19 protein-coding genes and 1 pseudogene are annotated in these 23,350 nt (G+C 71.2%); 12 read left to right on the top strand and 8 right to left on the bottom strand.

Annotation, left to right across the window (positions count from 1 at the left end; genetic code table 11):
- Positions 1 to 148 precede the first annotated feature (148 nt).
- Together B4U46_RS16200 and B4U46_RS16195 are read left to right on the top strand one after the other, a co-directional pair.
- Positions 149 to 661: a SigE family RNA polymerase sigma factor gene (locus B4U46_RS16200; RefSeq protein ID WP_079428145.1), complete on the top strand. Its 513-nt coding sequence runs from the start codon at positions 149 to 151 to the stop codon at positions 659 to 661.
- A 145-nt stretch (positions 662 to 806) separates the two neighbouring features.
- Entirely contained in the window at positions 807 to 2,063 is a 1,257-nt protein-coding gene (locus tag B4U46_RS16195; protein ID WP_079428142.1) for a hypothetical protein, read from the top strand.
- Between the two features lie 60 nt (positions 2,064 to 2,123).
- Here the strand turns inward: B4U46_RS16195 and B4U46_RS16190 are convergent, their stop codons facing one another.
- From B4U46_RS16190 to B4U46_RS16160, 7 genes are all read right to left on the bottom strand, one after another.
- The gene (locus B4U46_RS16190; protein ID WP_079428139.1) at positions 2,124 to 3,857 is read right to left on the bottom strand and encodes a type IV secretory system conjugative DNA transfer family protein; all 1,734 of its coding nucleotides are present in this window, start codon (positions 3,855 to 3,857) and stop codon (positions 2,124 to 2,126) included.
- 88 nt (positions 3,858 to 3,945) lie between these two features.
- On the bottom strand, positions 3,946 to 5,985 hold the full coding sequence (locus B4U46_RS16185; RefSeq protein ID WP_079428137.1) for a peptidoglycan DD-metalloendopeptidase family protein: 2,040 nt from the start codon (positions 5,983 to 5,985) through the stop codon (positions 3,946 to 3,948).
- Positions 5,986 to 5,991: 6 nt separating this feature from the next.
- Positions 5,992 to 6,621 carry a hypothetical protein gene (locus B4U46_RS16180; protein WP_237292907.1) on the bottom strand — a complete coding sequence of 210 codons (630 nt, stop codon included), beginning with the start codon at positions 6,619 to 6,621 and terminating at the stop codon, positions 5,992 to 5,994.
- Positions 6,622 to 6,855: 234 nt separating this feature from the next.
- Positions 6,856 to 7,245, bottom strand: a complete 390-nt coding sequence (locus B4U46_RS16175) for a DUF4913 domain-containing protein (RefSeq protein WP_079428133.1) — start codon at positions 7,243 to 7,245, stop codon at positions 6,856 to 6,858.
- Positions 7,242 to 8,567, bottom strand: coding sequence for a hypothetical protein (locus B4U46_RS16170; protein WP_079428132.1), 1,326 nt, complete (start codon positions 8,565 to 8,567; stop codon positions 7,242 to 7,244). Before B4U46_RS16170 ends, B4U46_RS16175 begins: the two co-directional genes overlap by 4 nt.
- On the bottom strand, positions 8,564 to 9,199 hold the full coding sequence (locus B4U46_RS16165; RefSeq protein WP_079428130.1) for a hypothetical protein: 636 nt from the start codon (positions 9,197 to 9,199) through the stop codon (positions 8,564 to 8,566). The genes B4U46_RS16170 and B4U46_RS16165 overlap by 4 nt, the downstream gene beginning before the upstream one ends.
- A gap of 40 nt (positions 9,200 to 9,239) precedes the next feature.
- Positions 9,240 to 9,698 carry a hypothetical protein gene (locus B4U46_RS16160; protein WP_079428128.1) on the bottom strand — a complete coding sequence of 153 codons (459 nt, stop codon included), beginning with the start codon at positions 9,696 to 9,698 and terminating at the stop codon, positions 9,240 to 9,242.
- Between the two features lie 273 nt (positions 9,699 to 9,971).
- Here B4U46_RS16160 and B4U46_RS16150 point away from each other — a divergent pair, with 273 nt between their 5' ends.
- From B4U46_RS16150 to B4U46_RS16105, 10 genes are all read left to right on the top strand, one after another.
- Complete coding sequence (locus tag B4U46_RS16150; RefSeq protein WP_237292905.1) at positions 9,972 to 11,621, top strand: conjugal transfer protein; 1,650 nt, start codon at positions 9,972 to 9,974, stop codon at positions 11,619 to 11,621.
- A gap of 83 nt (positions 11,622 to 11,704) precedes the next feature.
- Positions 11,705 to 11,965 (top strand): TrbC/VirB2 family protein, encoded by a 261-nt coding sequence (locus B4U46_RS16145; protein ID WP_079428124.1) that lies wholly within the window; start codon positions 11,705 to 11,707, stop codon positions 11,963 to 11,965.
- A gap of 107 nt (positions 11,966 to 12,072) precedes the next feature.
- On the top strand, positions 12,073 to 12,627 hold the full coding sequence (locus B4U46_RS16140) for a hypothetical protein (protein WP_237292903.1): 555 nt from the start codon (positions 12,073 to 12,075) through the stop codon (positions 12,625 to 12,627).
- Positions 12,628 to 12,634: 7 nt separating this feature from the next.
- On the top strand, positions 12,635 to 15,631 hold the full coding sequence (locus B4U46_RS16135; RefSeq protein WP_079428122.1) for an ATP-binding protein: 2,997 nt from the start codon (positions 12,635 to 12,637) through the stop codon (positions 15,629 to 15,631).
- A 52-nt stretch (positions 15,632 to 15,683) separates the two neighbouring features.
- A complete protein-coding gene (locus B4U46_RS16130; RefSeq protein WP_079428121.1) occupies positions 15,684 to 16,214 on the top strand; it encodes a hypothetical protein in 531 nt (176 codons plus the stop codon).
- A 54-nt stretch (positions 16,215 to 16,268) separates the two neighbouring features.
- Complete coding sequence (locus tag B4U46_RS16125) at positions 16,269 to 18,611, top strand: hypothetical protein (protein ID WP_237292901.1); 2,343 nt, start codon at positions 16,269 to 16,271, stop codon at positions 18,609 to 18,611.
- A gap of 123 nt (positions 18,612 to 18,734) precedes the next feature.
- Positions 18,735 to 19,352 (top strand): hypothetical protein, encoded by a 618-nt coding sequence (locus B4U46_RS16120; protein WP_079428117.1) that lies wholly within the window; start codon positions 18,735 to 18,737, stop codon positions 19,350 to 19,352.
- Between the two features lie 124 nt (positions 19,353 to 19,476).
- Complete coding sequence (locus B4U46_RS16115; RefSeq protein WP_159402096.1) at positions 19,477 to 20,823, top strand: WhiB family transcriptional regulator; 1,347 nt, start codon at positions 19,477 to 19,479, stop codon at positions 20,821 to 20,823.
- A 12-nt stretch (positions 20,824 to 20,835) separates the two neighbouring features.
- Complete coding sequence (locus tag B4U46_RS16110) at positions 20,836 to 21,099, top strand: hypothetical protein (protein WP_079428113.1); 264 nt, start codon at positions 20,836 to 20,838, stop codon at positions 21,097 to 21,099.
- 51 nt (positions 21,100 to 21,150) lie between these two features.
- Positions 21,151 to 21,615 (top strand): GNAT family N-acetyltransferase, encoded by a 465-nt coding sequence (locus B4U46_RS16105; RefSeq protein ID WP_079428110.1) that lies wholly within the window; start codon positions 21,151 to 21,153, stop codon positions 21,613 to 21,615.
- 6 nt (positions 21,616 to 21,621) lie between these two features.
- Here the strand turns inward: B4U46_RS16105 and B4U46_RS16100 are convergent.
- Positions 21,622 to 23,330 (bottom strand): annotated as a pseudogene (locus tag B4U46_RS16100) (bifunctional 3'-5' exonuclease/DNA polymerase).
- Between the last annotated feature and the right edge of the window lie 20 nt (positions 23,331 to 23,350).

Here is a 23,350-nt window from a genome sequence, read left to right as displayed (position 1 = left end):
CATGACATGCCGTCAGTGCAGGGCGATCCCCAGTATCAGCAGGCAGACGAGCACCGCGCGCGTGCGGGCTCGGTTTCCGGGAACTCGACTGAAACATTCCCGGGCCGCCATCGCGTCGAAGGGGTGAGACGGACGCGAGGGGGAGTGGATGCGGCAGGGGCGCAGGGATGGGTTCCGGGAGTTCGCGGCGGGCCGGTCGGGACCTTTGTACCGGTCGGCGTGCCTGCTGGCGAGCGGTGACGTCCATCTCGCGGAGGATCTGGTGCAGGAGACCCTGGGGCGGATGTACCTGCTCTGGGGCCGGATCTCCCGCATCGACAATCCGGCCGCGTACGCGCAGACGGTGCTCGTGCGGTCCTTCCTGACGCACCAGCGGCGCCGCTCGGCGGGGGAGCGCCCGGTCGGGGAGTTCCCCGAGCCGGGTGTGCCGCAGGCCGGTGCCGACCCGGAGCTGCGGGTGACCCTGCTGCAGGCGCTGGGGCAGCTGGCGCCGAAGGACCGGGCGGTGTTGGTGCTGCGGTACTGGGAGGACCGCAGCATCGAGGAGACCGCCGAGGCGATGAACGTCAGCTCGGCGGCGGTCCGTACCCGGACCTCGCGGGCGCTGGCGCGGCTGCGCGGGCAACTGGGGGGCTCGCTGTCCGAGTTGGTCGCCCGCTGAGGCCTGAGGCCTGAGGCCTGAGGCCTGAGGCCTGAGGCCTGAGGCCTGAGGCCTGAGGCCCTGAGGCTTGTGGCTCCTGCGGGGCGCCGCCTTTTGATGTCATTCCTCGTTCCTCCTCGCTACTGAGTGGAAGGTCTGGGTTCGCATGTCCTTTGAAGATGAGCTCGGTGAAGCCCTGCGGCAGGCGGGGGAAGGGTTCGCGCCCGACCGGCAGGCCCTCGTCGCCGGCGGTGAGCGGCGCGGACGGCGGCTGGTGGTCCGCCGCCGGGCCGGCGCCATCGGCGGATCGGTGCTGGGGCTTGCGCTGATCGGTACCGCCGGAGCCTTCGCGGGCGGCCTGCTGGGCGGCTCGGGCGGCGCGGGGACGCCGAACGTCGCGGCCCCCCCGGCCCTGTCGAGCGCCGCGCCCCCGAAGGGGGTGCCGGGGTCCGGCACCGGTGCGGTCACCGGCGACCAGATGGTCGCCTGGCTCAAGCAGCTGCTGCCCGGCGGGCAGCTGACCGAGGCCAAGGGGCACGGAACAGGTGACGGACCCGGGGGGATCCCGGGGGCCTACGGCGTGTACGACGACGGCAAGGGCAAGGCGGCCATCGGGGTCGGCCTCAACCGCGTGGACCCGAAGGGGGCGAGCACGGCCGAGATGCTCACCTGCCCCGACAAGAACAAGTTCGACTACGACGGCTGCACGTCCGAGGTGCTGGCGGACGGCTCGAAGGTCATGGTCTACCAGGGCTACGAGTACCCCGACCGCCACGTCCCTACGAAGTCGTGGCGGGCCACGGTGGTGACCCCGCAGGGCTACCAGGTGGACGTGCAGGAGTGGAACGCGGCCGCGGAGAAGGACGAGCCCGTCTCGCGGCCCAACCCTCCGCTGGACCCGGCCCAGCTGAAGGCCCTCGCGCTTTCGCCGCTGTGGCGCCCGGCGCTCGAGGACATGCGGCCGGCCCACCCGGAGACGCCGCGCTCGTCCCCGCGTCCGGGGGCGTCGGCCGCGCCGGTCCTGGACGGCCTGCTGGCCGGGTACGGCATCCCGGTCGTGGCCAAGGGGGGTGAGGGCGACAGCGCCTACTCCGTGCTGGACGACGGCAAGGGCAAGTCGATGGTCACCGTGGAGGTCCAGTCGTATTGGAAGTCCGGCACCCTGGACAGCCTGTTCGAGGGCGCCACGGTGCTGCCGGACGGCACGAAGGTGGTGACCCGTCAGCTGCCCGGGGAGAAGGGCGGCAAGAACGTGGTGTGGTGGACCGTGGACACGATGCGCCCGAACGGCACCCGCGTGATCGTCTCGGCCTTCAACTCCAAGAACCAGGAGAGCGACGCGTCCCGGAAGGAGCCGGCGCTGACGATGGCGCAGCTGAAGGAGATGGCGACGAGCGACAAGTGGGCGCAGTACGCCAAGTAGCACGGGAAAACCCCAGGTCATGACGCTCATGACCTGGGGTTTCCGCTGTTGGCGGGGTGCTCAGCGGGCGCCCGGGTCGTACTTCGACAGGGAGGCCTTCACCTCTTGGGCGTGCCGGCCCTCCCACCAGGGGATCGTCTCCACCAGGACGGGCTTGGTGCCCGAGGCCAGGACCAGGGCGCGGCCCGGGGGCATCGAGCCCAGGTCGGAGACCTCGAGGACGCGCTCGCGGCGGACCGACTGGTTCACCGTGCGGTTGCCGGACCAGCCGCCGAACTCCGACTCCTGGGTCGCGGAGAACTCGCGGAGGTTGTACTCGCCGGCCAGCTCGGAGAGGTCGCCGAGGAACTTGGTGTCGGAGACGCCGCCGCCGTAGACGCGGACGTTCGCGGCGGACCAGAGCTTTTCCATGCCGCGGTCGCCCCACACCTCGACGCCCTGGGCCCAGGACTGGAGGATCGTCATCAGGACGATGCCGCGCGAGCCGTAATGGGAGTAGAGGTCGGGCAGGGCGCGCCAGCGGCAGACGTTCGCCGCCTCGTCCAGGACGCCGACCATCGGCAGCGAGAGGCGGCCGCCGCGCTGGGAGGTGGCGTACTCCTCGGCCGCCTCGACGACGGCCACCGTCAGGGCCGTCACCAGCGGGCCGGCCGAGTCGCTGCCCTCGCGGGAGAGGGAGTAGAGGGTGGAGCCGGTGCGGACGAACTCGTGCGGGTCGAACTCGGGGCGGCCGTCGGCGGGCCCGAGGGGGCTCACCCACTTGTTGACCTCGGGGTTGATCAGGCAGGACGCCATCTGCTGGGCGACGCCGTAGATGCCGCTGCGCTGCTTGTCGGGAGCCGTGATGACGCCGTTCAGGGCGTCTGCGGGCATGTGGTGCCCGGCGCCGCGCAGGATGCGCTCCGGGGTGTCGTCCTTGGGGTTGGACAGCCAGGAGTAGATCTGGGTGACGGGGGTCTTGGCGGTGGCCGCCGCGAGCAGCAGGTTGGCGAGGAGGTCCTGGCCCGCGGGGTCGAAGAACGCGTCGGTGGAGGCGTCGGCGTCGCGGGAGCCCGAGGCGAAGTGGTCGGCCAGCTTGCGGGCCTTGGCCACGTCGGTGACGTAGGAGAGCGGGTTCCACCACCAGGCCGGCGCCTCCTGGGCCACCTGCTGCGGGTCGAAGACCCACACCTGGCCGCGGGCCTGGCGCGGTCCGCGCGTGGCGTCGACGATGTCGCGCTTGTTGGAGGTGACGAGCACCGCCCCGGGGGCGTCCAGGATCGCCGGGATGGCGCGCCGGGTCGTCTTGCCGGTACGCGGCCCCCAGATGTCGACGTGCATGTCCTCGAAGGAGCCGAAGAGCGGCTGGCGGCCCTTCACCGACCGGCCGATGAACACGCCGGGCACCTGGGCCTGCACCCCGAGCCGCTCGGCGGTCGCGGCCGCGCCCTTCATGGTGAGCTTGCCGAGGTCCGCGCCGTCGACCATGTGCTTGGCGGCCCGGTCCACCTCGGGCTTGTTGCGCAGCTTCTGGCGTATCCGGTAGCCGGTGGTGATCAGGCCGGCGAGCAGCAGCGCCTCGGCGGCGGCGATCGCACTGGCGGCGCCGCCGGGCCAGGAGTAGTCGCCCTTGGCCAGGGCGATGGCGAAGGAGAAGGGGTTGCCCGGCGGCTCCGGCTGGTCGGTGAACGACGCGCCGAGGCGGGCCGCGAGCCAGGCGGCGGACAGGAGGGCCAGGACGGTGACGACGAGGAGGACGATCTCGATCGTCCAGTCGTCCTCGGCGCGCGGCTTCTTCTGTGGTTCTTGGGCCATGGTCAGGGCGTTCCTTCCGCCGCGCCCGGGGTGGACGTCGGCATCTCGTTCTTCGGCTGGATTCGGGTGTCGTGTCGTGCGGTCGGGGTCAGGAAGGGAACTTCCCTCCCGTGGGCACCCGGTAGACGCCCGTGATCTGCCCCTGCCATTCCCAGTTGCTGAACTCGACGTTCTTGCCCGGCCTCGGGGCGTGCAGGATCGTGTGCTTGGCCGGATCCCAGACGATGCCGACGTGCTCCGACCCCCGCGCGCTGGGGTGGAAGAAGATCACGTCGCCCGGCTTGGACTGGCTCAGGTCCACCTTGTACTTCGACAGGTTGGGCTGCTGCTCGTAGGTGTTGTCCCCGATGTTGATCTTGCCGCCGCTGGCTTGGTAGTAGATCCACTGCGTGAAGCTGGAGCAGTCGAAGGACGTGGGGTTGTCGCCCTGGAGCCGCGCGGCCCCCCAGGCGTAGGGCTTGCCGATGCCGCGCTGCGCCCAGCCGAGCGCCGCCCGGACCACCTGGTCGTCCACGTCGGGCAGGGGCCCGGACGAACCGGCGCCGTCCGGCGGGACGGGGGTGCCCTTGCCGTTCTTGGCGCAGTCGCGGTAGTCCGCGTCCTTGCCGTTGCCGACGCCCCCGGGCGTGCCGCCGTAGTCGGGGCTGGCCGTGATCTTCCCGGCGAGCCACGCCTCCGGGTCGATCTCGCCGGGGCCGTTGTCCTGTCCGCTGCGGAAGGGGTCGTCGACGCCCGGCATCAGCACCTCCCAGTGGAGGTGCGGGCCGGTCACGTTCCCCGTGGCACCGACCTGGCCGATCTGGTCGCCGCGCTTGACGGTGTCGCCCATCTTCACGGCGACGCTGCTCTGGTGCGCGTACAGGGTGATGACGCCGCCCGCGTGCTCGAGGCGGGTCTCGTTGCCGTACGCGCCGCCGCTGCCGACCTTCACGACCTTGCCGTCGGCCGGGGCGTAGATCGGGGTGCCGGTGGAGGCCTCCAGGTCGAGGCCGGTGTGGTAGCCGAGGCTCCAGTGCGGGCCTTCCTGGTGGTACTTGGTGCCGATCGTGTACGTGCCCTGCTTGAGCGGCCACTGCCAGTTCTTGCCGTCGCTCGTTGCGGGCGGGTCGTCGGGGCGGAAGGGGGCCGTGAGCGGGCGGGAGAACGCCATCGGTGCCATGGCCGTGGTCGTGCCGCCCTGTCCGCCTCCGCCGAGGGGAGGGGTGGACCAGCTGTGGGGGCCCTTGGAGCGGATGCTCAGCGCCTCGCTCGGCTGGGCGTCGTTGCCGACGGGCTCGGGGATGTCCGAGCTCTGGCCCAGGACCGGGAAGGAAGGATTCTTCTCGACGGTGGTCTTCAGGTGCGCGTACCAGCGGTTGATGAGGTCCTTGTCACCGGTGAGGGTGCCGCGGTAGCGGGCCGCCTGGGTGAGGACCACGCGGGGATAGACCGTGTTGGTCTTGGTGGAGCCGGAGTAGCCGAGCAGCGCGTCCCAGGCGTTGGTCTCCACCTTCAGGGCGTGCATGTAGTTGGCCGCGGCGAAGGCCAGGTCGTCGATGCCGTAGCGGTCCTTCTGGCCGTCGCCGTTGCCGTCCTCGCCGTATTGGCCCCAGGCCCAGTCACCGAACTGCAGCAGGCCCTTGTAGCCGAGGCCGTTGTCGCCGCCGGGGGCCGCGGACTTGTCCTGGCCGTACCTCGTCTCCTGGTACATCTGCCCGGCGATGATCGTCCAGTCGAGGCCGTCGTAGCGGGCGGCGGCACGCATCGAGGCGAGGATCATCTTCGGGGGTATCTCGTCGCGGGCGGTGTCGCTCGGCATGTACATCTTGCCGGCGGGCATGATCGGGTTCGTCGCCGCCTTGTCACTGGTGTTGCCGGCGCCGGCGGTGTTCCCGTACCCGCCGCAGGCGGCCTGGGCGGCGCCGCCGCCGATGCCGCCCACCAGGGCGATGAGCAGGACGATGAGGACGATGCCGATGCCGAACATCGGCATCCCGCCGGCGGCGATGATCAGCAGCCACTTGACGTTGCTCTTCTTCTTGCCGCCGCCTCCGCCACCCTGTCCCGAGGCGAGTTGAGCCGCACCCTTCGCGGCCTTCGCCGCCTTGGCGGCCTTCGACGCGGCTGCCAGTACGGCAGGAGCCACCACGGGCGTTCACTCCCCCTTCGGCTCGGGCGCGCCCACGTTGCCCAGGCCGTAGATGTCGAAGCCCGCCAGCTGCCACTCGCCGCCGACCTTGCGCGCGCTCACGAGCCAGGTGTTGGTCTCGGTCTCGGCCTTGCGGCCGTCCTTCGAGCGGGTCGCGGTCACTTCCACCACGCTGGAGATCGTCTGGCCGCTGCCGCGCGCGAGTTCGTCGGAGATCTGTGCGTCCCGGCGCACTACCGCCTGCCCGACGGAAGAGCACTTGGCCTGCTGGCACTCCGCCCAGGCCTTGCCCGTCGGGAGCACGGTCAGCTGCTTCATTTCCTCGCTGCGCACGGTGCGGTCCAGCAGCGGGGGCGTCCAGGAGGCGGCCGTGTCGGTGTGCTTATAGGTGCTCAGGCCCGACATGTACTCGGCCATTACGCGGTGCGCCGCGGCCAGGTCGTCCGGCCTGACGATGGGCGGCACGGAATCGGCGGCCCCTGTTTGCGCGGCGGGGGCGCCGCCCGCGCCGCCGCTGCCCGCGCCCCGGGTGGCCGTCGGCGTTTTGGGTTTGGCGTCGGTTGCGGAGTCGTCCTCGCCGCTGAACACGGTGAGGACGACCAGGCTGCCGACCAGCAGGGCACCTAGTAGTGCCATGGCCAGTACGGCACTTCGCTTGTTCTCGGTAGGTGAATCCACCGTCCCGGGCCCTCCCTCAGTCTGGTCGCCGAGCCACCGTAGGTGGCGGGACGGCCGAGGGAGCGCGGGTTTTCCTCGCGGGGAATTCCGAGGAAAGGGAAGGATCCGGGCTGAGGAAAACAGCACGGTCAGGGCGTCGTTGACGGATGTGAGGAAATGGTGAGGAACGTCTCGCGCGTCCTCACCGGTTCCTTACAAGGGTTGTGCCTCGGGGTCGTACTCCTCGAGGGGGAGCGGCTCGAAGGGGAAGGCCGTGTGCCCGCCCGCCTTGGGGGAGCAGGCCGCGAACGGGCCGAGGTCCGTGTCCATCAGCACCCGCAGGTGCGGATCGGCATGGTGCAGCCACCACGTCGACAGGCCGAGCGTGGGCTCCAGGCGCAGCTGCTCCCAGGCCAGCCAGAGCGCGGAGAGCCGCGCGCCGGCCTCGGGGTGCTCCCACCAGCGGGGGCACCAGGTGGCGGAGGAGCCGTTCAGGCGGCGGCGGATGGTCGGAGCGAGGAACTCGCTGACGAAGGCGAAGACGTCCGAGAAGTAGAGCTCGACCTCCTCCCCGGGGGCGGGTACCTCTCCGGGGCCGGTCACCGGTCCATCTCCGGGGCCTTGGGGGCGGTCTCGACCACCGGGTTCATCACGCCGTGCGTACTCGTCATGGCGGGGGAGGGGCGGGGCGGCCCGGTGAGGGTCTGGGGCAGGCGCGATCCGGGGAGGAAGGACTGACCGCGCACGACCACCTTGGGCTGGGGCTGCGGGGGTTCGGGTTCTGCGAACTCGGGGTTTTCGTGTTCGGGCTGGTCGAGGTCGCGTTCGCCGAATGCGGGCCCCTCGGGCATCTCGGGTTCTGCGAACTCGGGTTCCTCGAGCTCGGATTCGTCGAGGTCGGGCGCCCCCGGTGCGGGGTCCTGGGGTTCTTCGGGCTCTCCGAACTCGGGGTCCTCGAGCTCGGGGTCGTTGGGCTGGGGGTCCCCAGCTGTGGGGTCCTGGGGTTCCTCGGGTTCGAGGTCCGTGAGTTCGGGTACGTGGGGATCCCGCTCCGCGAGTTCGGGCTCGGTGACCTCTGCCCGGGGGTCGACCAGTTCGCTGTATGCGTCGGCCGTTCTCAGCCTCTCGACCGCTGCGTCACGTGCCTCCCGCAGGTGCTCGGGCACGTCGACGGCGGCGAGCTTGTCGGCGAACCCCCGAGGAGTGGTGGACTTTTCGAGGTAGTCCTCCACGCGCAGCTGGCAGCGCACACCCTCGTCGGCCAACAGGTCGTACATGTCGGTCGGCAGGTGCTGGTGGTGGGGAAAGTCGATCGCGAACCGAACCGCTTCCCTGCCGACACCCTCGGGACCGACGACCCGTGGCATCTCGGTTTTGCCCAGAATGGAATCGGCGCCGATATCGGCAGCGAAGACTGCCATCTCCCCGGTTGCCGCCCCGGCATAGGACGCCGAGGCGGCGTCCCAGATGTCGAAGGGACTCTGCTGGACCACGGCCTCGTCAAGACGCAGCTGCCGGGTGAGCGCCTTCTGCACCCCCGGATCCCACAACTCGTAAGACGTCAGCTGGAGTCCCACCGGGGTGTCCTCGAGCACCTGGTAGCCACGGCTCTCACCGCACGCCTGGGCAAGGAACTGGTGTCTTATCGCTTTCGGGGCACCTTCCGGCTGGGACATGAAGGACCACAGTGCGCGGACCTCCCCCCGGTCCTCGCTCGTCGGTGACTGGGTCTTCGCGACATGGGCGGCGTAGACCAGTACGTCCTCGAACTTTTCCTTCCCCCCCTCGGCCATCCAGTCCCCGTACAGGCGTCCGACTGCTTCCCTGACCTTGTCCGGGGTGAGCGGATGGGTTGCGTTGTAGGCCTCTTCGAGGGCGATGGCGCGTGCTATCTCGGCTTGTGTCGGCCGAGCCAGTTCCGTCACTGGTCCGCCTCCGCGGCCTCATCGGGCGCGTACACGTCGAGCGAGACGGCCGCACCGCCCTCCATCTGGGAGGTCCAGGTCTGGAAGGCCACTGTCTGTGACAGCACGATGAACGGCTGGCCGGGAACGCCTGCCTCGGGTGCCCAGTAGGCGAAGCGGTAGGGCTCGCGGTTGAGCATGCGCTCATCACGGTCGGCCCAGTACCTCGGGTTGGGCGGTTCCGGGAAATCGACGGCGTCCCAGGGGCCGGTCCACGTAGGAGCGCCGAGGACACTCGTGGCCGCCCCGAGGAACTCCGGCCACGTCGCAGCCATGGTGTCGAACACCGCACTGTTCTCCGCGGCGTCCTCGGCCATCAGCTGCCAGGCGTAGTGCACCAGAGTCCGCACCGGGCTCCACTGGCCACCCGCCCGGTCGTAGAACGTCCACTTTCCGCCGCTGCCCGTCCGCACGCGCAACTGCCGATCGAAGGTGAGCGGCTCCCAGTTGTAACGCCCGCACCACGTCTTGAACTCCCAGGTTCCACTCTGAGGCGGACCCGACCACACCGAGGGCCAGTCGTCGACGGCCTTGAGGCCCGCCAGTTCGGCGGCAAGGTCCTGTGGCGTGCGGCCGGTCGTTTCCCTCAGCATGGTTGGCTCCTTCGTCCGTGGTGGGTTTGACCGTATCTCGTCAGGAAAGCAAGATCCCCAACGCGAAGACGGTGACGACGATCGCGCCCATGATGAGCCGGACCTTCGGGTCCTCGCGCTCCCACAGTTCGTGCACCACGGCCCAGCCGGTCAGGCGCGCCGCGCGGCCGTTGTGGATGCTCGTGGGCTCCGTGGGCTCGTCGGGGTCCGTGCCGGCCTCGGGCTCGTCGGCGTCCGCGTCGTACAGGGCGTCCGCCCCCGTCACGCCCTGCTGCTCCTGCGCGACCACCACCAGGCCCTCCAGCAGGTCCGGCATGGTGTGCGGGGTCAGGGGGTACGCGACCGTGCCGTGCGGGGTGCGCAGGCAGAGCTTCGACTGCCAGGGGTTGCCCGGCTCGTAGCCGGAGATCCAGGCGTGTGCGGCCTCCACCACCGGCGGTTCGGGGGCCTCGGGTGCGGTGCCCGCGTCCTGCCACGGGTGAAGCTGCTGCTGGCTCAACTCTCGTCCTTCGGGGAGTCGGGGACGGCTACGCGCCCGCGACTGGGGCACAACCCGGCATTGTGACGGAGCCGCGGCCAGGTCACCGCGTCATCCGCCCCCCGGTTTTCCTCACAGGGATTCCTTACTTTTTCCTCACCCCTCCTCGCGAGGAAATGCGGGAGGGGAATGTCAGCTCGATTTGCCACACTGCCGTCCGCACCTGGTCTCACCAGGGCCCGCCGCACGCCCGACCGGCGGACGGGGATCACACGCGGGGAGAGAGCCGACTCGATGACGGACCACAGCAGTTCTGCGGACGGGGTCGGCGAGGGCCGGCCTGCCGGGAACCCCGCGCAGCAGGCGCCGGGTCCGTACGAGGCCCCGGCCGCGCCGCAGCTCTCCCCGGAGGCGGCCCGCAGCCAGGTGGCCGCCGCGTGGGTGCGTGTGGCCCCGCAGTCCAACGTTCCGCCCGGGCAGGCCGCCGTACCGAGCCTGCCGCCGCGCGCGGAGGCCGCCGCGGCGGAGTCGAAGAAGGACAAGCGGGAGCAGGCGAAGGCCGATCGGAAGGCCGAGTCCGAACGCAAGAGGGCCGCGCGCAAGGCGGAGTACGAGAGCAAGAAGGCCGCGCGGGAGAGCCGCAAGGGTGGCGGGAAGTCCCCCGCCCCCGCCGCACCCGCACCCGCACCCGCACCCGCCGCCACCGTCGCGCCCGCCTCACCCGTCGGTGAGGACGGCTCGTCGACCGCCCAGAGCGCGCCCGCCTCCGCGCAGAGCGCTGCCAAGGGGCCGGACGCCCGGTTCGACGTGCCGCGCCCCGGCGGCCGGCTGCCTTCCAACGGCAAGAGCACGCACGTCGCCCTGCGCGCCACGCTCCTGATCACCGCATGCGCCTTCGCACTGGGGTCCTGCGGGGTCACGGGCCTGGTCATCGGCAGGTCGTCGGTCACCGTGAAGCCCGCCGCCCTGAACAGCCAGGACCTGACCCGCTACCGGCTCACCGACTTCCCGGTCCAGGCCGCGGCCGTCTTCGCGGAGGAGTACGCCTCCCTCTGCATGACGTACTCGCCGGAGACCGCCGACAAGCGCCGCGAATCCCTCTCCCACTACACCTCGTCCGGCGTCGACCGGGACTGCGGCTGGAACGGGAAGGGCAAGCAGCAGGTCAAGCAGGCGAACTGGGACGGGACCGTCGAAGAGCTCCCCGAGTACGGGAAGAACGGCCGGTACCTCAACATCCAGGTCACCTACACGGGCGGCCGCACCACCACCCTCTCCGTACCGGTGTACGTCAAGGACCTCGCCGGGGCCTCGGGGCTGCGGGTCGTCGGCAACGTCGGCGAGATGCCGCTGCCGATCCGCGACACCGCGCCCGCGCTGGAGAAGGAGGAAGAGGTCGTCGACCAGGAGCTGTCCAACCAGCTCCGGGACCAGGTCCTGACGGGGTATTTCAAGGCGTGGGCGGCGTCCGACACCACCGCCCTGGCCCGCTTCACCACACCCGACGCCACCCCGGCGGCGATATCGGGGCTGGCCGGCGCGCTGACCGCACCGGTGGTCCAGGAGGTCCAGGCGCTGGCGCCGGAGGGCGCCAAGTCCGGCGACAAGATCAGCTATGCGCAGGGGCAGTCGGTCCCGGCACGGGTGACCGTCGTCTGGGGCGGCGGCGGGGCCGACGACGCGAAGGGGGAAACGGCCCTGAAGCGCTCGTACCGCGTGACCGTGGTGAACACGGCGCAGGGCTGGTTCATCAAGGACATCCGCGGCGGTGTCATGGATCCGACGGGTGGGCGGGCGGACACGCCGGGCACGGCCTCGCCGAGCCCCGCTCCGTCCTCCGGGGCGAACGCCTCTCCCGCACCGTCCGGTTCGCCCTCTCCCTCCGACCCGGCCCCGTCCGGCCAGTCCCCCTCGCCCAAGCCGGCAGCTTCCAAGTCCCACTGACGCGGCATCCCGCGGGGCGGCGTCCCGGCCGCCCCGCGCGACGCGTCACCCATCCGTACGCCCCTCACAACGAAGGACACATCATGATCCTGGCAGCAACCACCCTCGACGGCATGTTCAAGTCGATCCAGGGCATCCTGACCGGCCTGGGCGGCACGGTCGCGGCCTGCGCCCTCCTCATCCTCGGCATCCGGATGCTGCTGTCGATGAAGCGCGGTGACGGCATGCGCGAGGCCTTCCAGGGCTTCGGAATGATCGCGCTGGCCGCCTTCATCATCGGTGGCGCGGCCGGCCTCGCCGGAATGCTCATCAGCCTCGGCAAGCAGATCGGCGGCACGGGCTGATCCAGGGGAACGGGCCGCGACGAACGGAACGCGGCCCGCGACCGTAGACGTGCCGTCCGCGACCGCGAAGCGCGACACGCAACCACGCCAGAGAGGGGGACCGACCGATGACGCAGGAGACGCCGGATGCACCGGCGCCCATGGTCGCCTATGACCACACGGACCTGCTGAACCGGCCCAAGCGGATCTGGAACTGGGGCAACATCCCGCTTCCCGGTCTGCTCCTGCCCGCCCTGGGCGCGGCTTTCGGCTTCGGCGTGCTGTGGCTCGTGCTGCTGCTGACGCTGTCGGCCTTCCTGCCCTTCCTGGGCCTGTCGCTCATCACCTCGGTCGTCTACCTGGGGCCGCCGGTCGGCGTGTATTTCGTCTGGGGCCGGCCGCTGCCCTCGGCGCTCACCCTCAGCCAGCAGGTCGTGGTGTGGGCCGACTACTGGGTCCAGCCCAAGCGCCTCCAGGGACTGGCCGCGGACCGCGAACCGGAAGAGCTGCACTGGCAGGTCATCCTCTGGCAGCCGCAGGCGGCCCGCTGGCACAAGGAGTACGACGCGGCGCTCGCGACGGCGGCCCTGCACAGCTCTTCGTACGCCGCCTCCGCTCCGTACCCGAGCGTGTCCTCGCCGAGCGCATTCGCCGAGGCCGCAGACTCCGAGACCGCAGGGTGAATCCTCCATGTTCGTGCTGATTTTCTTTGGCGGGGCGGTCGCCTTCTTCCTGATCGCCATGATCCTCGCGTCCACTTCGTCCAAGAAGAACGCCGGGGCGAAGAAGGGCGGGTCGGGCAGCCCGGCCAAGTCGGGCGGCTCCTCCTCCCGCGGCCAGGCCACGCAGGCCAAGCGGCGCGAGGAGATGCGGCTGCCCTACCGGTACGCCGACGACATGATCTTCGTCCACGGCGACTCCGTCTGGACGGGCATCGCCCTGCCCACGGCCATCGACGAGTACCTCAACGCGGTCGAGCTCCAGGCCATGGCCGAGGCCCCGGCCCGCGCGCTGCTCAACCTCGCCCGCGGTGACCGCAACGTCGAGTGCCACTACCGCAAGGTGTACCGGCCGATCACCGCCCAGGACTGGGCCGAGCAGCTCAACGCCGTGGCCTGGGACCCGACGGAGAACTACAAGGCGTACAACTTCCGCAAGGCCGAGTACCAGGAGCGCATCGGCGCGCAGCGCGAGCGCAACGTCCTGCTGGTCAAGCTGGGCTCGATGAAGCGGAAGTCCGGCGGCGACAGCGGAGTCCTCCCCGGCGGTGACGACCCGGTCGAGGAGGTGGGCGTCACGCGTTCGGTGCGCAACGCCGCCGACGCGGCGGCGGCCGGCGCCACGGGCGTGCACGACGAGTACCTGTCGCCGGAGCTGCTGGCCCAGTGGACCCAGGTCGCCCGTGAGGTCCACGAGAGCCTTGAGGGCCTCGGCGGCACCCCGCTGAGCCGCGAGGAACTGGTCTGGCTGATCCGCAAGCCGCTCCACGGCGACCTGCCGATCCCCGCCGAGCCGGTGCTCGGCAGCCGTGCCTGGGGTCCCGACCAGTTCGACCTGGTCGTCGACTTCTCCGGCGAGAACCGCAAGACGCACATCGTCCTGCACCAGTACGACGAGATGACCGGCGAGCGGCACACCAGCTACACGACGACCCTCGTCGCGGCGAGCTGGCCCACCGAGACCCGCTTCCGGCAGTCCACCGCCTGGGCCCGCTACGCGGCGCAGCACGTCGACTTCCCCGTGGAGATCGACATGCGGTTCACCCTCATCCCGTACCTGAAGTTCCAGGACCGGGCGAAGAAGATCAGCGGCAACCTCGTCGACGAGATGAACGACATGGCCAACTCCGGCCGTGCCCCCGGTACCCAGCTCGCCGCCCAGGTCACCCGTGCCCAGAACCTCCTCGACGACGTGGAGGAGCACAAGATGCCGGGCATGGAGGCTCAGATCCGCTTCACCATCTCGGCCCCCGACCTCGCCGAACTGGAGCGCCGCCGCCGCGTCCTGGAGATGCAGTTCAAGCAGGACCTCAAGGTCACCCTGCTGCGGCCGAGCCGCCAGCAGTGGCGCCTGCTGCAGTCGCAGCTGCCGGGCGACGCGCCCAAGCTGCCCATCGCGCCGTACCTGCGCCTCCAGGAGGTCGAGCAGCTCGGCGCCGGGCTGCCCACCGCCGGCACCGAGCTCGGCGACAACCCCGAGCGCCGGTCCGGCAAGCAGCTCGGCTGGGTCGGCAACCTCGTCGGCTGGGCCGGCAAGACCCCGGTCCACTACTCCCTGCACGTCGGCCCCGCCCGCAACGACGGCGGTGGCGTGGCCATCGTCGGCGCGTCCGGCGGTGGCAAGTCCTCCCTGGCCCTGCAGAAGTTCTACGAGGAGTCGGAGTCGGGCGTGCGCTGCCTGGTCATCGACCCCAAGACCGACTTCGCCCAGCTCTGCTACTACCTGGCCTTCGGGTCCCAGGTGAACGACCCCGAGTTCCCCCTCGACGCCGAGGCGGGCCTCCTCGGGACCCCGCAGAGCCGCTTCCAGCCGGTCAACCCGGAGTTCTGGGCCGAGACCGAGGTCGTCGACCTCCTCAAGGGCCAGGCCGGCGTCCTCGACCCCTGGGTGGTCGCGCGTGACGTCCCCTCCGGCCGGCTGCTCGCCGAAACGATGCTGCGCGGCTTCCTCGGCGACGAGGACTACCAGCGGGTGCGCCTGCCCGTCATCGAGGCCATGGCCACGGTGGTCGGCTGGTACAACTCCGCGATCCGCCAGGCCACCGAGCAGGGGCTGAGCGCGCGCGACGCCGAGCGCCAGGTCCCCAGGCCGACCCTGTGGCAGGTGGTCGACGAGGTCGTCCGGGCCTACGACGACGCGGTGGCGGGCGGTGACCGCGAGGCCGTCAAGGACCTCAAGCTCGCCCAGATGCTCCTGACCGAGCTGCGCACCCTGCCGTACGCGCGCCTGGCCTTCGCGGAGAACCCGCAGACCCTGTCCGCGATGCGCAAGCGCCGTACGGTCATCACCCTGCGCGGCTTCCAGACCCCGGCCTCCTCCGACCCGCGCAGCTGGAACCCGGCCGAGCGGCTGGCGGCCACCGCGCTGATGGCGGTCGTGGAGCTGGGCAGCCAGATGCTCGACGTCGGCTACGAGAAGAACCCGGTGACGGGCGAGGTCGGGCTGCGGCCCAAGGCGCTGTTCGTCGACGAGGCGTACGTGGTCACCGCGACCGAGAGCGGCCGCGACCTGATGCGGCGCGCGCTCAAGCAGGGCCGCTCGTACCTGGCGGTGATCGTGCTGATCACCCAGCAGGCCATCGACCTCGTGCAGATCGAGGACTCCGAGGCCCGCAGCGGTGGCGCCAACCAGATCCACACGGTCTTCGCCTTCAAGCAGAAGTCCGCCCAGGAGGCCTCGCTGGTGGCCCCGCTGCTCGGCCGCCCCGAGAGCGACACCAAGGTGTCCAACGCCCTCCAGGAGCTGCGGACGGGTGTCTGCCTCCAGCGGGACGTGGACAAGCGGGTCGGCACGGTCGCGGTGGACCTGGTCTTCCAGGAGATCCTCGCCGCCACGGACACCAACGGCACCACCCGCCCGGGCCGCCAGGCCACCGACCCGCCGCTCAGCGTGTGGGACTGGACCTTCATGCAGGAGGCCGCCCGCGAGGACCGGCCGGCCGAGGCCGAGCCGGCTGCATCGCGGTAGCGACGCCCTCGCGCTCAGCCAGTCCCTCACACCCGTACTCCAGGAGAATGCCGTGCGACTGACCAAGACCCGTACCGCCGTGACCGCCGCCGTGGCACTGGTGGCACTGACCGGATGCGGCAGCGATGCGAAGGACGACGGCCTCGGCCTCCCCTCCGCCGGTGACATCGCCGCCGTCGAGAAGTTCGTCAACCAGCACGGCCAGTGCACCAACCTGCGGAAGACCAGCGCCGAAGGCACCGAGGGCATCCTCACGGACGAGGCCAAGGAGCCCGAGTGGTCGATCAAGGAGCGGGCCGTCTGTGACGACGGTGCGCACCAGGTCATCACACTGCTGTCGATCTCCGACATGGCGAAGTTCCAGGCGGCGAACCTCAAGGCAGCGCAGTCCGGCAAGAACTACGAAGCGCTGGTCGGCAAGGACTTCGCGGTCGTGCCCGCTGGCGACGAAACCGTCAAGAAGCTGATGGACGCCAAGCTGCTCCTCCTGACCTGCGGGGGCAAGTACGAGATCCCGGGTGGCTACAAGAAGCACGCCGGGCTCGCCGAGGGCTGTGTCCTGACGGATTACGTCCGCTCGTAGCCGCCGACTTCCCACGTCCCCCTGCCGCGGAAATCCCGAAGGAAGCCGATGTTCGTGCGCCGTAGCGCCAAACCACGCGGAACCGCCGCCGGTACGCTGTCGCTCCGCGACCGGGCGGGGGGTGTCGGCCGTGCCATGCGCGCCGGTGTCTTCCTCGTCCTCGCGTTGATCGCCCTGTCTCTCGCGGTCCCCAGTACGGCGCGTGCCGAGGACTTCGCCTGCAGTTTCACCGGTGACGACAGCTACAGCCGGGACAACCCGGGGGCCAGTGGCGAGTTCCTCATACCCGCCGTCAACCAGTGGGAGAGCGCGTCGAAGCGCGCCAAGAACCTCAACGACACGACGGGTATGGTCACCGGCGCGGTCAGGATGCCGGAAGCGCCCGAGAGGTACACCTTCTACGAACTCAACGGCATGCGCGGCATGAACTGGTCCATGACCTTCAGGGGTTCGGGCAACGCCTCTGACGCCAATGGCACCAGGGGCAGCGGCGCAGACCACTGCTCGATCATGGACATGATCAACAACGGTGTGGCCAACATGGTTTTCATGGGGACCAAGTACCTGGCCCGTTCGGCGATCTCCATCAAGGAGCTGGCGTCCAACCCGAGTCCGCTCAGCGGTCTCTACACGGGTCGCGACAACGCCGTGGACACCATCAAGAACCACGTCTTCATCCCTGCCGTCCCCGTCATGATCACGCTGACGGGCTTCTGGGTGTTCGCCAAATGGCGCAAGGGCGAGATGCGCGAGGCCTGGTCGGGCGTGGGCTGGGCATCGCTGACGACGATCGCCGTCGTGGCGCTCCTGACCGGCGGGAACTACGTCAACGTCATCAACCAGGCGGACGCGGGTATCGCCCAGGCGAACTCGCTGTTCTCCGAGGCGGTGCTCTCTGGCGCCGCGGGCAAGTCGCAGTCTCCCTGCGACTTGGAGGGGACCGACAACCGGGGACTGCGCATATCCAGCTGCTCGATGTACGACACCCTCGTGTTCCGCCCCTGGGCCCTGGGCCAGTTCGGTGAGCACGGTACGAACTGCATCTTCAAGAAGAGCGGCGGCGGCCGGATCGAGGGCGGCGCGTGCATACCCGCGAGCGCCGGTACCACGTGCAACTTCGGCAAGGGCGCACGCTGCGAGGACGTCCGGGTCAAGCAGGCGGTGTCGCAGTCGGTGACCAACAAGGACGCCTTCCCCGGGGGGGAGGGTGAGGAGAAGAAGGTCAGCAGCAAGGACAAGGAAGTGAAGGAGTGGATGCCCATCCGTCAGGACATGGCGGGCGGTCCGGGCAAGGGTTACCCCGACGACTTCAAGGACCAGAGGATCTACCCGGTGTCCTTCGACGAATGGGCCGGGAAGAATTCCGGGGCCCGGGTGGGTCTGGCCGTCTACTCGGTGTTCGCGGCGCTGATCGTCGGCATCATGGTGATCGTGCTGAGTGCGCTCACCCTGCTGTGGCACGCCGTGACGCTGATCATGATCATCATGCTGCCGCTGATCGCCACGCTGGGCATCCACCCGTCCCAGCAGAAGCTGCTCAAGGGCTGGCTGCAGACGTTCATCCACAGCTTCGTGCTCCGCGCGGGCTTCGGCGTCATCCTGACCGTGCTGCTCGCGCTCTACCAGATGATCCTGCCCGCCAAGATCTCCATCGGCATGCAGCTGCTGATGCTGCTCCTGGTCACCGTCGCCGTCGTGATGATGCTGAAGAAGCTGCTGTCGGGTGCCTACAGCCCGCAGATCGCCGGCGCGCAGGACGCGCTGGGCGTCGGGGACATGGCGAACACCGTGGGCGGCAAGCTGGCCCAGTACGCCCCTGGTGCCGCGGCCGGCGCCGCGAAGACGACGGGCCGTGTCGTCGGCGGCACGGCGAAGGTGGGCAAGAAGGGCACGCTGGCCGCTCTGCGGACCTACGACAACAGGAAGAACGACGGCCGGTGGCAGAAGGAAGGCAAGCTTTCCACCTCCCAACCCTCCAAGCGTGAACAGCGCAAGGCCGAGTACCAGACCGCAGCCGTCCAGAAGGACCAGCTCGCCGAGCAGTACGCGGCAGTTGAGGCCAAGCAGGAACGGCAAGCCGCAGAAGCCGAGCAGGCCCAGAGCAGCGGCCGTCTCGTTGGCGGTGGTACGCCGTCGGCCTACGTGCATCGGCCGCGGCCCGCACCGCCCCTTCCGGCACCGGCCTCCGCGCCCGCCGTTCCCGCGCAGCAGGACCCCCAGACCTCCCGGGTCCGGGTCAACATGCCGGACAACGGCCCCGTGCGCCAGCAGCCGCGTGTGCCGGCGCCCGACCCCGGGCCGGTGCGGCAGCAGTCGCCGACGCCCGCGCCCGACCCGCGGACCCCGCCGCCGCCCGCGCCGCGGGACGGCGACAGCGGGCGGGTGTCCGGTGGCTAGGGGGGCCTGAGCGATGGCGAGCGCCATCGCCGGCCCCGCCGCAGGAGCTCGCCGCCCCCGGCGCCGGCCCCGCAGGGGGGCGCCCCTCACTCCCCGAACGCCCGCAACAGGTATGGACGGCCCATGACCCCTCGCCCCTCCCTCGACTCCGTCCGCCGGCTGCTCCGCCAGGAGCGGGACGACGCATGGGCCGTGCGGATGCTGCCCCGGCTCGTCCTCGGGCTGGCGGCCGCCTACACGCTGTTCGTGCTGGCCTCCACCGGCATGGCGTCGTTCATCGCGGTGTGCGCGCTGATCGTCCTCGCGGGCATCCTCTGGCTGCTGCGCCGGCGCGGCCAGCTGCTGCTCGCGCTCGGCTCGACGGCCGTCACCGCCGCCATGACCGGCTATCTGGCGGCCGCGGGCGACATCGCGCGCGGCTCGGCCGGCGGGCTGCTCAGCGGGCAGGCGGTCTTCGGCTACTGGGCGCTCTCCGGGATGGCCCTGCTGGGCGCCTGGATGCTCAAGCGGCCGCGCGGCCGACGCGGTGTCACCGTGGTGCTGGCCGACGGGCTGCTGATCGCTGCCGCCGGGGTCGGAATGTTCGCCCCGCTCTTCGGAGTTCCCCTTGGATTCCTTTGCACCGTCGGGACCTTGGCGTTGCGCAGCCGGCGCGCCGGAGGTGTGAGCGGGAGCGAACGCGGCACCAAGCGGCGGAACCTGCGCCGGGTTATGGCAGTCGCTGACACGGATGCGCGGTGAAATGGTGCCGCGTCAGTTCCGTTGTGTAATAAGCCGTACACAGCAGATGGGACGGCTTTGCCGCTGCCAATTCGCCTGTTCTAGAGTCCCGGTTGGTTACAGAAAACATCGGGGGACTTCTTCCATGGCGAAGACAGCACTGAGAACCCGGCCGGCATCGACGGTGCCGGCCACGACGACGCTCCTGCCGTGCCAGCGCCGGCCCGACATCTTCGCGGAGCCGCTGCTGGAACACCCGCCCGCGGGTGCGCCCGAACTGCCCTTCCGGACGCGCAGGAGCCAGGCCCTCACCCATGCCGCCCGGCAGCTCTGTTTCTCCTGCCCCCTGTGGGCGGAATGCCTCCAGGACTCCGTCGTGCGCTCCGACCCGGGCGGTTACGCCGCCGCCACCACCGAGCAGGACCGGCGCTGGATCCGCAGGTTCCTGCACATCGGCGACGCGCGGGGGCGGCTGACCGCCTCCGCTTCCGCCGGAGGCGGGCGCGAGGAGGCGGTCGAGGCCGCCGCCGTGCTCGACGCGTTCAGCGCCCTCCAGGAGCACCGCACGCGCCGGTCGTTCGGTTCCGGACGGGAGCCGGTGCCCGCCCCCCGGCAGGATCCGGCGCCGCTCTTCCCCGAAAACCGCCGACAGCGCGCCGACACGGACGAGGTAACGAAGATGGGCGCTCCGGCCCTGTCGGGAGAACGGATCACCTTCTCGCTCGGTGATCCCGCACTGGCCATACAGAAGACCGTGCTCGGTCCGCTGGCGCGCGCCACGCTCCGCATACTCAAGGTCGCCGAGCAGCTTGCCGGCATGCTCGCGCTCACCCCGTCCGCCGCCCCCGCGCCCGAGCTCCTCGCCGCCGTCAGCCGGACCCGCCTGAGCCTGGAGGCCTGGCGCGCGGCCGCCGACGACGAGGGCCCGTACGAGGTCGGGGACGGCGACGGGCTGACCGCGTCCGTGAGCGTCGAGCTCGCCACCTGCGACCCCGTCGCGGCCCTGCGCCAGGACATCTTCGAACCCCTGCTGCGCCGCCTCGCCGACTCCCTGCACCGGGTCGAGGCCATCACCGGGCTGCTCGTCCCCGCCGCCGACGCCGCCGTCCCGCACGCCCGGGAGCTGGCGGCCGTACGGGAGGCCGGGCGCGAGCTCGCGGCCCAGCTGGAGCGGTACGAGCCGCTCGTCCCCCGCAGCCAGGAGCACGGCGGCCACGAGGCCGTGCGCGAGGCCCACCCCAGGTCCTTCGCGGCCACCGCCGGCGCCCCCAGCCTGCGCCGGGCCGTGGAGGCGGCGGTGGCCTCCTTCCCCGGGCACTTCACCGGACGCGACGTGGTGGCGGTCCTGCCCCCGGGGGCGTACCCGGACGCGGGCAAGACGGTCAGCAACGCCCTGTCCGCCATGGTCAAGTCGGGCCGGCTGCTGCGGGTCTCGCGCGGCACCTACACCACCGCTCCGCAGCCCGGCGGCGACGCCGCCCCGAACTCCTGAAAGGCGAACGCCGTGCAGCCCACCCCTCCGGCCGCGGAAGTCCGCGTCTTCTCCCACCACGCCGGCCTGATCGACGGGGTTCCCGTGACGGCCCCGCCGTTCGGGAACATCCAGGACGTCGTCATAGGCATCCTCCAGCAGCGCGCCCAGCAGCTCGGCGCGCCGACCCCGGCGGTCGTCACCGACGACCGCTACGGCGGTGCGGTGCGCCTGCTCATCCACCCCGACGGCAGGGCCGAGCCCCTGCCCGAGCCGGGAGAGGACGGGACGAGGTGAGGGGCCCGGGTCACCATGGGCGGTCAGGAACGAGTGAGCGAGGAGTGTCGGATGGCTGAGCAGGGCGGGGTTGTCGTTCGGGTCGCCGGGGAGGCGGATCTCGATGCGGCCGCCGAGCTGTTCCGGGGGTACCTGGACTTCTACGAGGTGGCGGTCGAGGAGCCGGGCCGGCCCCGGGAGTTCCTCGCCGAGCGGATCGCCAAGGACGAGTCGCTGGTGCTGCTCGCCGAGGTGGAGGGGGCGGGGACGGTCGGGTTCGCGCAGGTCTACCGGACGTTCTCGTCGCTGGCGATGCGGCCGATCTGGGTGCTGGGCGATCTGTACGTGGCGCCGGCGGGGCGTCGTGGCGGCGCCGGCCGGACGCTGCTGCGCGAGGTGCTGGAGCGGGCGCGGGAGGCCGGGGTGGCGGGCGTGCAGCTGGAGACCGGGTTCGCCAACGAGGTCGCGCAGGGGCTGTACGAGTCGGAGGGGTTCGTCCGGGAGGGGTACTACATCTACTTCCGTGAGCTCGGTTGATCTTTTCTATTTCGCGTCCGCGTAGCACTCCACGATCGCCGTCGTGAACGGGAAGCGGACGGGGGTGTCGCCGAAGGCGATGCGGCCCGCGCGGTCGCCCGCCGCGCGGATCGCCTCGGCGACGGCCTCGGCCTCCTCGGCCGGGCAGTGCACGATCACCTCGTCGTGCTGGAAGAACACCAGCTCCGCACGCATGCCGGCGGTGGCCTGGCGCAGTGCCGCGAGCATCAGCAGGGCCCAGTCGGCGGCGCTGCCCTGGACGACGAAGTTGCGGGTGAAGCGGCCCCGGGCGCGGGTGTCGGTCGAGGCGTAGGACGGGGTCCAGGCGGTGGCGGCCTCGTCGTCGCGGTCCTGGGGGATGCCGGCCTCGCCGTCCCCGTCGGCGTCGGCCGGGGGCGGGCAGGTGCGGCCCAGCCAGGTGCGTACCAGGCGGCCCTCCTCGCCGGCGCGGGCCGCGTCGTCCACGTAGGCCACCGCGCGGGGGAAGCGGCGGCGGAGGGCGGCGAGGTTCTTGAGGCCGTCGCCGGAGGTCTGGCCGTAGACCGCGCCCAGCACGGCGATCTTGGCCTTCTCCCGGTCGCCGGAGAAGGTCTGGCGGGAGACGGCCGTGTAGAGGTCCTCCGGGCGGCCGGCCACCTCCATGAAGGCGGGGTCGCGGGAGATCGCGGCGAGGACGCGCGGCTCCATCTGGTCGGCGTCGGCGACGACGAGCCGCCAGCCCGGATCGGCGACGACGGCCCGGCGGATCACCTTGGGGATCTGCAGGGCCCCGCCGCCGTGGGTGACCCAGCGGCCGGTGAGGGTGCCGGCGGGGACGAACTCGGGGCGGAAGCGGCCGTCGTGGACCCAGTCGGTGAGCCAGGACCAGCCGTGGGCGGTGTAGATCCGGTACAGCTTCTTGTAGAGGAGGAGCGGCGCGACCGCCGGGTGGTCGACCTCCTGGAGCTCCCAGCGGCGGGTCGAGCGGAGTTTGATCCCGGCCTCGGCGAACGCCTTGACCACGTCGGCGGGCAGGTCGGGGCGGACCCGCCGGCCGAACGCGGCGGAGACCTCGTCGGCCAGCTGGGCCAGGCGGCGGGGTTCGCCGCCGCCGGCGTAGCGCTCGCCGAGCAGCTCGGTGAGCAGGGCGCGGTGGACGTCGGCCCGCCAGGGCAGGCCGGTGTGGTGCATCTCGGCGGCGATGAGGAAGGCCGCCGACTCGGCGGCGGTGAGGAGGCGGAGCCGGTCGGGGTGGGCGGTGGCGGCGTGCCGGCGGGCCTGGTCGGCGTGGACGGCGAGGAGGGCGTCGAGGGGGAGGGCGCCGGCGCCGTGGTGGTGCGGGTCGGCGAGGCCGGCGGCGTCGAAGAGGGAGTCCTGCGTGCGGGCGGTGGCGGCGGCGCGCTGCGGGGGGTCCGGGGGACGGGGGCGCCGGTGAGGCGGGCCCAGGCGGCGGCGGCCGAGCGGGGTTCGCCGGAGCGGCCCTCGTGGCCGAGGAGGAGGTGCTCGGCGTCCTCGATGTCGTAGCAGCGGTCCACGCGGAGGCCGGCGGCGAGGAGGCGGGGGTAGACGGCGGGGGTGGAGCGCCAGATCCAACGGGTGGCGGGGGGTGCGGTGCGGATCGCTTCCGCGGGGGTGGCGAAGGTGAGGGGGCCCGTGGGGGGCGGGGGGACCGGGGTGGCGTGCCATCGGCCGTCGGGGGCTTCGGTCAGGGCCCAGGGGGTGGGGTGGTCGCTCACGAGTGCGAGTGTCCCACCGG

It is taken from the genome of Streptomyces katrae, assembly GCF_002028425.1.
Classification (GTDB): domain Bacteria; phylum Actinomycetota; class Actinomycetes; order Streptomycetales; family Streptomycetaceae; genus Streptomyces; species Streptomyces katrae_A.
Note: the sequence above shows the minus strand (reverse complement) of the source record. Positions and strands in the feature narration are given on the sequence as shown.